Origin of the sequence: Clostridioides sp. ES-W-0016-02, assembly GCF_020641035.1 — a bacterium.
Lineage (GTDB): Bacteria > Bacillota > Clostridia > Peptostreptococcales > Peptostreptococcaceae > Clostridioides.
On record NZ_CP061362.1, the window covers coordinates 75,212 to 90,131 of the forward strand.

The window sequence follows — 14,920 nt, forward strand, 5'->3', positions numbered from 1 at the left end:
ATTCCTTTCTATAATAAATTTTAATATATTATAGAAATTTTCCTTAATAAAATAATTATAATCTGTATAGCCCATTATAAAGTTTTAAAGCTCTGTTATTTTTATTATTTTATTTGAAATCCTACTGAAAAGAATTTCAAATGAATTTGTTTTATTTTTATTAACTATTTTTATTATATATCTTGAATTAGCCATAGCCTCCTTATCATCAAAATAGTATTTTACTATTTTATAATTATTGAAGCTTCCTCTACTTAATGTAAAAAAATTTAACAGTGTATCTTTATCAATATCTTCATACTGAAGATTACTTAGCATAGCATCTACTTTTATATTTACATCTGAATTTAATTTCAAATTAAATTCTTCAAATAACTTTCTATTTCTCAATGGTTCTATAAACTTATTAAATTCTTTAAGGAATATATCATTCGTATTTGATAACAAGCTTTCTTTATCTAATGCTTTTGTAGTATATTGTATCTGTTTTTTATTAGATATTTTTTTAGAATTTATAATTTGAAAATTATCATTAAAATCAATTCGCATATTTTCTACATTAAACAATTCTGAATCTCCTAAAGATACTATTTCTATTTCAGCAAATTTATTTTTTACATCCTCTCCTATAGCTACGATTTTTGCTTCTTTAAAGTATTCATTTTCATTAGAATAAATTGCATCAATCACTTCTTTTATTGGGCTCTTGTTTTCAGATATGATTTTATTAAAATACTTCTCTTCAAAATAGCTATTAACAGGTTCATAATACTTATATGAATCGTAAAAATGTGAATAATAAAAATCTTTGTCTGCTAACTTATTAAAAACATTATTTATAACATTGCTTATTTTAATTAAGTCTTGTTCTGTTGTATTACTATTTTGTATATTAATACCTTGTATAAACATATCCTTTTTTTCCTCATCTTGTTTATTATCAAGAATAAACAACTTAAAATTTATATACTTATCACATCCCACAAGAACGCTACTAAATAAAAAAATTAAGATTAGTGATATAATCTTAATTTTTTTATTATTTTTTCCCCTAACAATAAGCCAACACCTTCTTTTTATATTTTTTATAAATATTTCTAATATTATTATAGTATATTTATTGTTTATATAAAATATTTTTATTGTATAGCTTTAGGATTAATTAAATAAATTTTATTATTTCTTTCTTTTGCGTAATTTAAATAGTTTAATGTCCCACTCTTACTACCATCAAAACATGCTATTGTAAAAGAAGAGACATCAACCATAAATTCATTTCTTTTTTGATATTTATAATTATAGGTATCTTTTTTATTATATAAATCAAGCCTATCAACATATATAACTTCATCTGCTTTATTTAACATTCTTGCATATCTATCCTTATCACAAGAATTTCATTTAAAAGATTGTTTTTCAAAAGGTATAGCTAAATTATTCTTTATATAAGGGTATTTATCTTTTAAAGACTCTATTGTAAAAAAACTAATAGTATCAAACCCCAATGCTCCACCTGAGAAAAAAGTATCTACATTGTTTAATTCTATAAGATTTATTACTTGTATTCTTAATAATTTTGCCAACCTTTGGTATCTTCTATTCAATAAATTATCTCCATATAACTTATTGGGCCTATGCCCTGTAAAAGCACATGTTTTTTCCTTAGATTCTAAATGTAGCAATATAACCAACTCCTTATATTTTTTATTTATTATATAGAATTTATTTTTAATAATTCCATACAAAAGAAAATAAATATAGTACAATTAAATAGATTATATTGAAATGGTTAATAAGTTCTATAAATATCCATATTTTAGAAGAACAATTAGTGTTTTAATATATCTTATTTTATAGAAAGGAACATATTAGACATGTTAAACATTTTATTTTCATTATTTATTTTAAAATGTTTGAGTGAATTTAAGAGAACTAATCTAATTGAAAATAAATTAGGTTATGCTTTCTTGGGTTGTTCAATTATTACATTTTTAGAAATACTTTATGTACTACTTACACATTTATATTATTTTATAGAGTTTTTACTACAAAATAAATTTTTTAAGAGGATAGCAATCTCATTATATAAAACTATTCAAGATGATCCTAATTTTACAATACAAAAACTCTTATCTGTTTTTAGCTTTCTTATAGTTCAGTTTATAGCTTTTTTGATAGTATATTTATATCTGTTATATATACAAAGATCAAGAAACATATCGTCATTACATAAAAAATATTTAATCATATTAAAACAGATTTTCCCATTAGTTCTTTTCGCTATTATTGTGACAGAATTTATTTACAATCCCTTTATTGGTTATTTAAGTGTAAATTATACGTTTTTATACTTAATGTTACTTTTTATTTCTTTCTATTCTTCTTTGAAAGAATTTAAAAAGGACCTTATATGTGAACCAAATGAGAAACTAAACTCTTACATTATATTCTTTAGTTTATTAATAGTTTGTTTCCTAATATTATTAACATGTGTTTTTCTGTTTATATTCTTGACTCCAAACTTTAATACTATACCAGAGGATTCTTTAGAATATGAAAGTTTAATGAAATCGTTATATTATTTATCTGTTTTAGTTGTTCTAATATTAATGTATTTAATTTCTTATTGGTTTGTATATAACACTAATTCTGGAATTAGTAAGTTTAGTAAAATTAGATTCATATTTTATCTTATTTTATTTGTCCTTTATATATATTCAAGGTTAAATAACTTTTTAGTAGATTCTTCCATATTTAAAATAAATGTTTCAGGAAATGTACTAAATCTTAGCTCAGCAATTAGTGATTCTTCTACAGAAGCTTTACTTACAGTTGTTATTTTTGATTCTTTTTTTCAAAATTTCCTTGAATTTAAAAAAAATAAATGATAGTTATTAAGAAATTACCTTTTGCATATTATAAAAAAAAGAAAGGTAATTTCAATGAATAAAATATCAAAAATAAGCAAAGAAAATATAGGTAAATTAGATATATTTTTAGGGATAATATTCAATATTTTAATTGTTACTGGATATATATTATTTAATGATTTTGAATATCTTATAAATAATATCAATTCAAAGTCGTTGTTTTATTTTATTACAATTGTTATTGGTACAGTAATTATACATGAACTCATACATATATTATTTTTTAATTTTTTTAGTAATGGTAAAGCTAAAATAAAAATTAAATATGATAAACACATAGGTTCTATAGTAATATACCAATCAAATGAAGTTATTTTATATAATAAGATTCAAACAATCATAATATTATTAGCTCCACTTGTATTAATTACTATAATTAGTTTCTTTTGTATATTTTATTTTAAAACTATATCAGAGATATTAAAAATAAACTTAGTTTTAAATTCGATGGGAAGTACAGGAGACTTTATTCTCTCCAGTAAACTATTCCATAATTACATATCTAAAAATATCCTTATAAACTATTCTTATTCTTCTCAAGAGGGGACTATTATGAATATTTATATAAAAAAATAATACTAAATTTAGTATTATTTTTTTTATAGTATTATTTTTTATTTAAATTATATATTATTTTTTATAATAATATATAATTTAAAATTTTTTATTTTTTTAATCATAATTCAATTTTTTCTATTAAAAAAATATTATTTTTATAGTATATTATATATTCTTAAAAATATATAATTTTTTTATAATTAGGAGGTAAAATATTGAAAAAAATATTTATAGCAGAAAAACCTTCAGTAGCTAAAAATATTGCTGATAAATTTAATATTAAAAATAGACAAGATGGTTACTTTGAAGGAGAGGATTATATAATAACTTGGGCTTATGGTCACTTATTTCAATTGTTTGATGCTAAAGATTATAATGAAGCCATGTCTATCTGGAAAATGGATAATTTCCCTTTCATCCCAGATAAATTTAAATATAAATCTAAAGAGGATGTAAAAAAACAAGTAAATATAATAAAAAAATTGATAAATCGTGAAGATGTTAATGAGATAATATCTGCAACCGATTTTGATAGAGAAGGAGAATTAATTTCACATGAAATTTTGACTTGTTTAAAAGCTACTAAACCAATAAAGAGAATCCTTTTAAATGAATGGACTCCAGAAGAAATTAGCAAAGGTATGAAAAACTTAAAAAATAATATAGATATGAAACCTCTCCAAGATGCAGGTATGAGCAGACAATTAGCAGATTGGATAATAGGTATAAATCTGACATCAGTATCAACCCTAAAATATCGAAATGGGAATACTAAAACAATTAATATAGGAAGAGTTCTACTTCCGACCTTAAAAATTATCTATGATAGAGATAAAGAAATAGAAAATTTTGTTACAAGCACTTATTACAAATTATTGGCAACATTTAATACTAATAAAAATGAATTTTTAGAAGGAGTATATTATGACGAAAATAATAATGAAAAGTTTGATGACGAAAAAACTCCAGAAAAATTGGTTGCTTTGATAAAAGGACAAAAAGGTAAGATATTAAATAAAGAAGTTGAAAGAAAAAAGGAGAAAGCTCCTTCTCTATTTAATTTATCTGGGTTACAAGGCCATGTTACAAGTAAATATAATAATTGGACCTCAGACAAAGTTTTAAAAGTCGCACAATCTCTATATGAAAATAAATATATAACTTACCCACGTACAGATAGTATCGCATTAGAGGAAAGTTTAAAATCAAAAGCTGAAAGAGTACTAAATGTTCTAAAAAAGGGAGAGCCTTTTGAAGATAAAATTAAATTTAATGATAGCAAAAAGATATTTGATAATTCAAAGGTTGAAAGTCATAGTGCAATTATTCCAACTTATATAATTCCTAAAGACCTAACCCCTGATGAAAGCATAGTATATACAGAAATAAAAAATAGATTCTTTATGCAATTTATGCCCATGGCTGAATATGATGAGACTACTCTTATAATAAAAGTTTTAGTTGACGATTTAAAAGGATGTTTTATATCTAAAGGAAAGATAGAAATAGTTACTGGTTGGAAAGAAATAGAAAAAAGAGATGCTAAAGATGTTCTTTTACCTGGTGTAAATGAAAATGACATATTAGGTATAGAAGATGTTAGTATAGGTACAGTTGTAAGAAAACCACCTAAACCACATACAGAAAAGACTCTACTAAAAATTATGCAAACTTGTGGAAAAAGTTTTAAAAATGATGATGATTCAAATGAAATAATGGAATCCGTCTTGAGTGGATTTAGTATAGGGACATCTGCTACAAGAGCAGACACTATAAAAAAATTAAAAGATACTGGATATGTGGAAACTAAGGGAAAGAGCCTTTCTTGCACAAGTTTAGGAGTTAGCTTAATTGAGAACTTTCCTGTTCGACAATTACTTGACTTAGAATATACAGGTAAACTTGAGAAAACCCTTTTGGATATAGAAAAGGGACTTTGTAAAAAAGAAGATTTTTTAAACACTATAAAAGATTTTACTATTAATGCTGTAAGTTTAATAAAAAATGATAATTCTACATTACTTCTTCCTACTTCAAATAATAAAAAATTCACTAAACCTGTAATTGGGAAATGCCCACTTTGTCAGGGGGATATTATTGAAAATGATAAAAATTTTGGATGTAGCAACTGGAAAACAGGATGTAAATATGCAATCTGGAAAAATGATAAATATATTAAAACATTAGGTAAAAAAGTAACCCCTACTATGGTAAAAAAATTACTGAAAGAAGGAAAGGTTGAATTTAAAGATCTTGTTAGTAAAAAAGGCTCAAAATATACAGCTTATCTAAGTTATGGATTAGATAAAGATACTGGCTTTTTTAGTTGGAAGATGGAATTTTAAAAATAATAATAAATAAAATAGAAGTAAAATTTTACTTCTATTTTATTTATTGGTTTCTCGTGAAACAAACATTGTATTAAATATAGATAGAAAGGAAAAATATGTTTTATATTAGATTATTTTTACTTAAGATAGCAAACAATACATTAAAAAAACCATTAAATTTATATATGGGATTAAATATCTTTTTATTTATATTACTTTATATATTTAAAGGTTTAGGTTCTTATTTAACTATGCAACCTATATTAATTATTATTGTGCTTAGTACTAAGAGAATTACCCCTCTAACTATTTTTTTCGCCCCAACAAAACATTTAAGCATGAATTTACTTGATTTAGATATATTCAAAAATTTAAACTATGATATATCTTCAGATAAAGATAAAATAGCTGATTTTATTAAGCTTGATTTTAAAAAATCTTTATTAGAACTTAATAGGAGAAAAGTTAAAGTTATTAGATTCAATACGCATAAATGGGTCATTAATAACACCTTAAAAGAGATGAATGAGCTATTAGATAATTATAAAATAAATATAAAATTTATTGGAAAATGTTATATAAGAGATGATATCTTACTTATAGCTGGTAAAAATACTAACTCCTGCGATATATTGAGAAAGAAATATAAAGTTATTCTTATAAGAAAGGATTCAAATACTTGATAGCAGAAAATCAAAAAATCTCTACAATAAATGAAGTAATCTTATTGATAAAAGAAATTAATTACATTAAAAACTATAATATCTATAATAAAATATCTAAATTAGAACTCTTCTCTATACATAGAGAAACATTTTACCATTTGTTTAGATGTCAGGAGCTCGCCTTTTACTTTTCTCAGGTATTAATGTTAAGTGGAGATAAAAAAATAACTTTAATTGAAGGTTGTCTACTCCATGATATTGGCAAGCTGACATTAGATCCTAAATTGTTGTATAAAAAAGATAAATTATCTAAAGATGAATATTTATATATAAAAAGACATACTGAGTTCAAATCTCCTATTTTGTCTTTAGATATTAATACTCTTATTAGACTTCATCATAAAAACCTCTGCTTTTTAAGATATAGTAAGTTGTATGAAATTCTCAAAATAATTTTAATTATTGACGCTTATGATGCTATGAACAATAAAAGAAGCTATAAAGATAAACTTAGTTATGAAAAAATAAAAATTGAAATATTTAATAACCTAAATATACAATTTGATGAAGAATATTCAATTAAATTTTTATTATTCTTAGACTTATTTAATAAAGAAAAAACACTATTATAATAATAGTGTTTTTTAACTTGCTATCTTGTTTTCAAGTTTCAATCTTTCAAGTTTTTCTCTTAGCCTGGATATCCTATTCAATGAATTAGTTTGTTCTATTGAATAATTTAAGGCTTCTTCTTCTCCTATCATAATTAATTTCTCTTTTGCTCTTGTCATGCCTGTATAAATTAGGTTTCTATTTAAAGATGCTCTTTGACTGTGATGAATTGGCATTATTATAGCTGGGAACTCGCTTCCTTGGCTTTTATGAATAGTCATAGCATAGCTTAATTCTAATTCATCAATTAAGTCTTCAGTGTAAATCACATTTTTCTCATGCAATTTATATTCTACTTCTATTTCATATTCAAGAATTCCTTTTTGAGAAACTTTCGTGTATATTTTTCTTATAACTCCAATATCTCCATTAAATACACCTAAATTATAATTATTTGAGTTCTGCATTACTCTGTCCCCTATTCTAAGACAATTATAATTATCTATTGAATATTCTGGATTAGAGGATTTAGGATTAAATTCTTGTTGTAAAACTCTATTTATTTCTTTAACTCCAATTTCATTTAATTTTAATGGTGTTAATATATAAATATCTTCAAATTTAAAATTGTGTTTTTCTATTAAACATTTTATGCTTCTTAATATATTACTCTTTATTTTAAAAATATTGCTCTCTTTCCAAAAAATAAAGTCACTTCCAGCTTTATTTGATACATCAATCCCATCTTTCGAAGTTGTTAACAATCCTGAATTAACTTTATGAGAATTTAAAATTATACTTGAATCTTTCGATTGTCTAAATATTTTATTAAGCTTAACAACAGGTATTATATTACTGTCTATTAAATCTTTTAAAATTAGTCCTGCTCCAACAGAAGGAAGTTGGTCCACATCTCCTACTATTATAATCATTGTATTTTCATGGATTTTTGAGATTAATTTGTCAAATAAAGAAGCATCTATCATTGATGCCTCATCAATGATAACAACATCTTCTGTTATTTCTTCTAACTCTGTGTTTTTATATGGATTTATCTTCAACCCCCTATGAATAGTAGAAGATTCCATTTTTATTAACTCTTTCATGCGGTTAGAAGCTTTTCCTGTAGGAGCAAGTAATCTTATTCTAACTTTAGGATTTATATACTTTAAACAATTGACAATAATATTTGTTAAAAATGTTTTTCCTGTACCTGGACCACCTGTAATAATAGATAGCTTACTATTTAAAACTGTATTTAAAGCTTCTTTTCTTTTTAAGTCTAAAGTAAAAAAATTACTTTCATAATAAGATATGAAATTATCTATATCTTTTTTTTGTAAAAATTCAGACTTAGGTTTATTTAATAAGTTTTTTATGTTATTAACAATATTATTCTCTACATAATTATAAAAACTCTTATAAATGTAAGTATTTCCTTTTTCATCTTTTTCTATAATTACTAACTTTAATGCCACTAACTCCTCTAATGCAAATTTAATTTGATCTTCTGATATATTATTATTGCTATAACTACTAAATCTATTTAAAAATCTGTTTAAGTTGCTAAAAATCATATCTTTATATATACACATGTCTCCATTACTGTCTGTTCTATAATTAAGATATTCCAAAATGGAACACACTACACGTTTAGGGTTATCTGAACCTAACCCAAGGTTATTAGCTATTTTATCTGCATATATGAATTTTATATTACCATTAGTGCAAATAGAGTAGGGATTATTAAGTATCTTAGGTAAACTAAGCTCTCCATAGATCTCATACACTTTTATTGCTATCCTTGTAGCTATTCCCATTCCTTGTATAAAGAAAGCTAATTCTTGAAAATTTTCAAATTCAATTAGTTGTTGATATATAAGCTTTGCTTTTTTCTCTGTTATTTTAGGAACAGTCAATAAAATCTTATAATCATTTTTTATTAATTTTAGAACTCCCATCCCTAAAATCTCAACTATTTCCAATGATTTTTTTAAACTAAGCCCCTTAACTCTCTTATTTATAAACTCTGCTAAGGTCTTCTTACTTTCAGGTATAATAATTTTAGGTATTTCCTCTAAATAAAAAAAATCTCCATAAATATCATCAAACTTTTTTGTTACCTTTCCTTCATATTCATCTCCTTCATAAAGAATAGGGAAAAACCCCTTAACAGTAATTTCTTGAGTGGAATTATTATCTATTTTATTTTTTAATATAGCTTTACAAATTGAATATCTCTTTTCATTATCTCTATAATTAATTTTTTTAATTACAAATTTAATATAGTATTCCATAAATATCCCCTTTTTTATTTTTTATATTCAATATAATTATATCATTTTTGTCCTACAAATAATCATTATTTTTATTATTTTTAATAATATAATATATAAATAAAATGATTAAGAAGGTGCTTAGAGTGGATAACTTATATAAGATTCTTATTATTAATAGTACTTTTTTTATAAGCAATATAATAAAAACAGCTATTAACAATAAACCCCAAAAAAATAAGTGTAGTTTTAGTGTAATTAATAAAGAGTGTGTAGCTGGTAATGAATTAGAAGAAATAGAAAAAAATAAAATAAAAATTGTTATTATTGACATAAACACATTAAATGAAATTAGATTAATAAAAGAGATTAGTGAAAATTTTAAAGAAATAAATATAATAGTACTTACCTCCCTCTCAGACCAGTTAATTAGAGATGAAATATTAAAATATACTTCTTATTATATAAAAAAACCTTTGGCTGAAATTGAGCTTTGGAATAAATTAGATTTAATTGTTAAATCAAACCTAAAACGAAAAGAAACTAAAGAAACTAAAGAAACTAAAAATATTCCCCCAAAAAGTACTTCATTTTGTAAAGAAACTAAAGAAACAAGTAATTTAACAGTATCCAAGAACTATTTATTAGATTCAATTAAATTTAATATTCATGACTTAGTAAATGAGCTGAAAACTCAGCAAACATATGACACAGATGGAAATAAATTAATTGAGGAAGCAGGATCCATTTCAAATAAAGAAAATCAACCAGTTGAAAAAGAGAAGGAGCAAGCAAATACATCCTCAATTAATTTAAGTTTTTTAAATAATTTTGAGGGTAGTACACAAAAAATGGAATTAAATAATGCATGTAAATACTATAATAGGAAAAATACAAATAAATGTATTGAAATAACTCCACCAAAAGAAGATAAGAGAAAAAATATAGAGATAAAACACACTTTAAAAAGAGATAATTGTGAGAAAAAAGAAAAAAAGAAAAATACTTTTAGGGAGTTACTAAAAAATCTTAAAAAAAAATCTTAAAAAAAGAGAGGAAAATAAAAAAATATGAAAAACATTAATAAAGAATCTTTAGAGAGATACAAAAATTACATGGAAGAAAAAAAAGTTTTAAGTGGAACAGTAAGACTTGTAAAATTCGATGAAGAATTAAACTCTGACATCTTAATAATAATTTTAGAAGATGGAGGAGAAGTAATAATGAAAAGAGAAGACATTGATATAAGACAAACAAATCGTTCACTTACACCTTATTTATTTAAAAAAATAGAATTTATATTAACTGATATAATTGAGAGCGAAGAAAATGAAGTTAAAATGTTAGCTTCTCGTAAAGAAATAAAAGAAAAAGATAGAGATCAATTAATTAAAAAGTTAGAAGAAGGAGAAGAATTTGAAGCTAAGGTTGTACACTTAGAAAAATTTGGTGCATACTTAGAGATTAATGAAACTACAGTAACAATAAGAAATACAGAGTTCTCAGATGATTATACAAATGTGTCTGATATATATAAAGTAGATGATGTTATTAAAGTTAAATTATTTAAAGTTAATAGCAATAAAAGAATATACGTTGAAGCTGTAGAAAAATACAAAAGTAACGCTATAATTGACATGGATTCTTTTACGACTGGTTCTGTTGTTATTGGATCTGTTAGAACAATAAGAACAGACGATTGCTTTGTATGTATAGCTCCTAATTTAGATGTCCTATCTCCTATTCCAACTTTTTCAGATTACGAATTAGTTGAAGGAGATAAAGTATCTTTACTTATAAAAAAAGTAGAAACTAAGCAAGATGCTAATTCTGAAAAACTTATTTATAGAATAAAGGGTAAAATTATAAGAATACTAACAGAAGATATTAAATAATAGTATAACTTCAATTCTTTAATTAAAAGGCAGGTTTGAACTTGCCTTTTAATTAATAATTTTTTTATTATAATGAAAGGAATAGTAATTTTATGTATATAAAAGACTCTAATATCTATAAGTCTATACCAGAAGGTTATAAACAAATTTTTCAAAATAAATTTAGAAATAATATTTCTAAACATCAAGTCTTAAATTTAGTTACAGATAAAAAATTATCTAACCGAGATATTGCTATTGCTGAATTTTTATTTAATTTTAAATTTGCCACTGCTAATAATATATATGATTTTTTAAAAATCAATAACATCCTCACTTTAAAGAAATATAACGAAGGAGAAGAAGAAAAAGAGACTTCTTTTATTAGTATAAAATCCAGGCTTGATAAACTTGTTCAATATGGCATTTTGAATAAATTTATTCTATCAAAGATAGATGATTTAAAGAATCAAGCTGATGCACTTAATATATATTGTTTGGATTTAGGAGGGAAATTTTTATTAACAAATTATTCAAAACAAGATACTGTGAATTGGCAAACATCTATAAATTTAAATTCATCTGAAAATGTAGGGAAAGAACTCTTTATAACTAATTTTTATTTAAAATTATTAGATGTATGTAATGTAGTTTATTTTGAAACTCATCCACTTAGAAAAGCAGATAAGATAAATCTTTCTCCAAGTTTTGAATTTGCTATTGAAAGCAATGGAGTTAAAAACTATTTCATAGGAGAAGTTACTCGCCAGTTTGATATACCTATTCTTTTTTCTAAAAGAATAGAGAAGCTTGATAGACTTCTTAGTACAAATTCTTGGAAAAAATATTATCTTGATAGCCAGGTAGTACCTACATTATTTGTTTTTACAGAAACAGATGAATTAGCTGTTGATGCATCAAGATTGGTTTTTAATACAACTAATTTAGAAAAAGTTAGGTTTGGAACTGATGAGAGAATTTTTAATAATTTATCTACAGGTTTTCTAAAATATATGCCAGAGCACAAGAAACTCAAAATAATTAAACTAAAATACTTCGAAAAATAGTAGAACAATATTGTTCTACTATTTTTTTAAAATAAAAAGAATAACAAGTAATAAATTACAGCTCCTCCACTTATCATAGAAAAACATATAAGAGATATAAACATGTTGTTTAACACAATTTTTCTCTCTTGAGGATTTCCTCCAACCATTCCTAATTTAATAAGATGGATTAATAAAACAGCTAAACTTAAAAGTATACAAACTCCAATAAAAACATTAAAGTAAAAACTATATGTTGACTGTACTTTTTTTAAACTCTCTAAAAAGCCAGCATCAGTTGAAGCTTTTATTTTTATATTTTCTTCATTAACTGAAAAAGCGTCTATTCTAAAAATATTTAATAATAAAATAGGTGAGAATATCAAACTATTTATTTTAAAAATTATTTTTTTTTGTAATTTTTTTATTTTTTTCACATCCCTTGTTAAATAATTTTAAATTTTATTTTTTTATTATTATTTTTATTAAATAATTATATAAAATATAATATATTTTATTTTTTTATTATATTTCATATTATTTATAATAATTTATATTTATTTTTTATATTTAAAAATATTTTATAATTTATTACAAAAAAATATATAAATACGTAATAGCCAAGCATACAATAGCAACTAATAAATCATGTTTACTTGTTTTTAATTTAAGAATTCTAAATTTCTTATTTGAAATAGGATAAAATATGGGTATACCAGAAACTGTAATAAAATCTAACAATAGATGGCTAATCCATCCTATAGAAATACCAACTATTAAAGAAATATAATAAATTTGATAGTTTATATTAACCATATCTACTAATAGAAATAATACCAACATAGAACCTATTAAAAGGATAGGAGAATGGATAAATCCTCTATGTCCAAATTTACTATTTAAAAGGTTTGAGAGGGGTTTACATTTACTACCTAAGCTACTATTAGGATGATCTATATCTGGCAACAATGAACCTGCTATTGAGCCAAATAATATTATAAAAGTTAAGTAGGATTGTTCTATATAAGAATAATCTAAATTTAGTTTTTTAAATAAAAAAAATAGTCCTAATATAAAAAATAATATTAATTTATTTTTTATATTAAAAGGAATCTTTCTTATTAAATATGGAGAAGTAATAGTTATAACTCCTATAGTAACAATAGAAAATAACATGCTTTGACTATATTGATGTTTTAATAAATAATCAGCAGTTACAATTCCTATACATATCCCAGCAATTTTATGTGTTTTGCCCTGCAATATCTTTTCTCCTTTCTAATTATTTCTATATTATAGATTTCTGTTTATTTTATATAATTATTTAATAGGTGGATGTAGTATTTTTTATCATATAGAAAATATTTTTATTTAATCATAGAAGTGTATATTATATAAAATAAGCTATGACAAATAAGATAAATAGGAGAGTTAAATGGAAAATTTGCAAAATGATAATAAAAACACAAATTTAATAATTGGCACTAATAATAATAATGAAATTTTTATTTCACAAAAAAATAGATATTTAAATATGATTGTGTTGGGTAAAAAGGGGACAGGGAAGACCTCTAAAGTTTTACCTACATTAGCTTCACAGGATTTACAAAATAAAAAGATAGGCATGACTCTGATAGTAACTAAAAAAGAAATGGCTTATACTTTAAATGCTTTAGCTAAAGAATATGATAGAGAAGTAGTATTTTTAAAGGTAAGTACCAATATAGAAATATTAAACCATTTTTTATTTATGGATAAATATGAATATGATTATATAAATGAAAATATTATAAATTATAAAGAAGCTATTAAAAAGAAAAAAATTGTAATTATTGACATGGAAGTAGCAAAATATAAATATAATGCAATAAATGCTGTTAAAATGCTACTATTACAACTAACTTTAGATATACAAGAGACAGATATAACACAAAGGAATCCACACATTCTATATATAGATGATTCTTTTTACTATTTAGACTCACTTGAGTATTTATTAAATTATTCAGACGATTATAATATAGGCTTAATTTTATTCTTTCAATCAAGAAATCAATTTTTACTTAACAATAAAGATTATACTGCTTTATTGGATAATAATATAAGAACAACAATACTTCTTAATTCTTTAAATGTAGAAGATGTGCAATACTATCAGAAAAGAATCTATGAGAAAAAAAATCCATCAGATTTTTACCAGCAACATTTAAATTCTTTTCTTTATGAGTCTTTAAAATCTACTGGTGTTAGAATTGTAGGATCTGGGCAATTTAAATTTCTCGACAATGAGTTTATCGAAAATCTTGAAAAAAAATCTAAGAGATTAAGAAATAAGTTAATAAAAAATACTAAAGATGAGTATAAAAATAAAAATATGATTAAAGATATTAGTTATTTAGAAGGAGAACCTACACCAGTAGACCCTCGCTTAATCTTTGGGGAAGATATATCTCACAATAATAAAGAAATTGATATTTTAATTAAATCTGAAGATAATCACAAACAAAGTTCTTTTGGTGAAATGGAGAAAGAAAAAAAGAGAAAAATATCATCTTTTTTATTTAATAAAGAATCCGAAAATATAAGTTATGTAAATAATAATTTTGATTATAAATTCTAATTAAAAAAT

The 14,920-nt window shown here is 23.2% G+C and carries 14 protein-coding genes; 8 read left to right on the forward strand and 6 right to left on the reverse strand.

The window, feature by feature from the left end; genetic code table 11:
• Positions 1-84: 84 nt before the first annotated feature.
• From IC758_RS19850 to IC758_RS19860, 3 genes are all read right to left on the reverse strand, one after another.
• Positions 85-984, reverse strand: coding sequence for a hypothetical protein (locus IC758_RS19850; protein ID WP_227825001.1), 900 nt, complete (start codon positions 982-984; stop codon positions 85-87).
• Between the two features lie 155 nt (positions 985-1,139).
• A complete protein-coding gene (locus IC758_RS19855) occupies positions 1,140-1,367 on the reverse strand; it encodes a hypothetical protein (RefSeq protein WP_227825002.1) in 228 nt (75 codons plus the stop codon).
• A 30-nt stretch (positions 1,368-1,397) separates the two neighbouring features.
• Positions 1,398-1,682: an SLOG family protein gene (locus IC758_RS19860; protein WP_227825003.1), complete on the reverse strand. Its 285-nt coding sequence runs from the start codon at positions 1,680-1,682 to the stop codon at positions 1,398-1,400.
• Between the two features lie 1,260 nt (positions 1,683-2,942).
• On the opposite strand from IC758_RS19860, the gene IC758_RS19865 reads away from it, so the two are divergent.
• From IC758_RS19865 to IC758_RS19880, 4 genes are all read left to right on the forward strand, one after another.
• A complete protein-coding gene (locus IC758_RS19865) occupies positions 2,943-3,506 on the forward strand; it encodes a DUF3267 domain-containing protein (RefSeq protein WP_227825004.1) in 564 nt (187 codons plus the stop codon).
• Positions 3,507-3,703: 197 nt separating this feature from the next.
• Complete coding sequence (locus IC758_RS19870; protein ID WP_227825005.1) at positions 3,704-5,833, forward strand: type IA DNA topoisomerase; 2,130 nt, start codon at positions 3,704-3,706, stop codon at positions 5,831-5,833.
• 101 nt (positions 5,834-5,934) lie between these two features.
• Positions 5,935-6,501: a hypothetical protein gene (locus IC758_RS19875; RefSeq protein WP_227825006.1), complete on the forward strand. Its 567-nt coding sequence runs from the start codon at positions 5,935-5,937 to the stop codon at positions 6,499-6,501.
• Positions 6,498-7,115, forward strand: a complete 618-nt coding sequence (locus IC758_RS19880; protein WP_227861013.1) for an HD-GYP domain-containing protein — start codon at positions 6,498-6,500, stop codon at positions 7,113-7,115. The genes IC758_RS19875 and IC758_RS19880 overlap by 4 nt, the downstream gene beginning before the upstream one ends.
• 12 nt (positions 7,116-7,127) lie before the next feature.
• Here the strand turns inward: IC758_RS19880 and IC758_RS19885 are convergent, their stop codons facing one another.
• Positions 7,128-9,392 (reverse strand): AAA family ATPase, encoded by a 2,265-nt coding sequence (locus tag IC758_RS19885; RefSeq protein ID WP_227825008.1) that lies wholly within the window; start codon positions 9,390-9,392, stop codon positions 7,128-7,130.
• 125 nt (positions 9,393-9,517) lie between these two features.
• Between IC758_RS19885 and IC758_RS19890 the strand changes: the two genes are divergently transcribed.
• From IC758_RS19890 to IC758_RS19900, 3 genes are all read left to right on the forward strand, one after another.
• Positions 9,518-10,417, forward strand: a complete 900-nt coding sequence (locus IC758_RS19890; RefSeq protein ID WP_227825009.1) for a response regulator transcription factor — start codon at positions 9,518-9,520, stop codon at positions 10,415-10,417.
• A gap of 24 nt (positions 10,418-10,441) precedes the next feature.
• A complete protein-coding gene (locus IC758_RS19895; RefSeq protein WP_227825010.1) occupies positions 10,442-11,266 on the forward strand; it encodes a S1 RNA-binding domain-containing protein in 825 nt (274 codons plus the stop codon).
• 92 nt (positions 11,267-11,358) lie between these two features.
• Entirely contained in the window at positions 11,359-12,312 is a 954-nt protein-coding gene (locus IC758_RS19900) for a hypothetical protein (protein ID WP_227825011.1), read from the forward strand.
• A 26-nt stretch (positions 12,313-12,338) separates the two neighbouring features.
• Here IC758_RS19900 and IC758_RS19905 read toward each other — a convergent pair whose 3' ends face one another.
• Together IC758_RS19905 and IC758_RS19910 are read right to left on the reverse strand one after the other, a co-directional pair.
• Positions 12,339-12,728, reverse strand: coding sequence for a hypothetical protein (locus IC758_RS19905; protein WP_227825012.1), 390 nt, complete (start codon positions 12,726-12,728; stop codon positions 12,339-12,341).
• 154 nt (positions 12,729-12,882) lie between these two features.
• Positions 12,883-13,554: a metal-dependent hydrolase gene (locus IC758_RS19910; RefSeq protein ID WP_227825013.1), complete on the reverse strand. Its 672-nt coding sequence runs from the start codon at positions 13,552-13,554 to the stop codon at positions 12,883-12,885.
• A gap of 172 nt (positions 13,555-13,726) precedes the next feature.
• Here IC758_RS19910 and IC758_RS19915 point away from each other — a divergent pair, with 172 nt between their 5' ends.
• Positions 13,727-14,911 (forward strand): conjugal transfer protein TraG, encoded by a 1,185-nt coding sequence (locus IC758_RS19915; protein WP_227825014.1) that lies wholly within the window; start codon positions 13,727-13,729, stop codon positions 14,909-14,911.
• Positions 14,912-14,920: the final 9 nt, after the last annotated feature.

Bases quoted from the DNA above. Each gene is read 5' to 3' on its own strand.
- IC758_RS19895 (WP_227825010.1), top strand. From the start codon at position 10,442: ATGAAAAACATTAATAAAGAATCTTTAGAGAGATACAAAAATTACATG.
- IC758_RS19875 (WP_227825006.1), top strand. From the start codon at position 5,935: ATGTTTTATATTAGATTATTTTTACTTAAGATAGCAAACAATACATTA.
- IC758_RS19865 (WP_227825004.1), top strand. From the start codon at position 2,943: ATGAATAAAATATCAAAAATAAGCAAAGAAAATATAGGTAAATTAGAT.
- IC758_RS19885 (WP_227825008.1), bottom strand. From the start codon at position 9,392: ATGGAATACTATATTAAATTTGTAATTAAAAAAATTAATTATAGAGAT.
- IC758_RS19855 (WP_227825002.1), bottom strand. From the start codon at position 1,367: ATGTTAAATAAAGCAGATGAAGTTATATATGTTGATAGGCTTGATTTA.
- IC758_RS19915 (WP_227825014.1), top strand. From the start codon at position 13,727: ATGGAAAATTTGCAAAATGATAATAAAAACACAAATTTAATAATTGGC.
- IC758_RS19900 (WP_227825011.1), top strand. From the start codon at position 11,359: ATGTATATAAAAGACTCTAATATCTATAAGTCTATACCAGAAGGTTAT.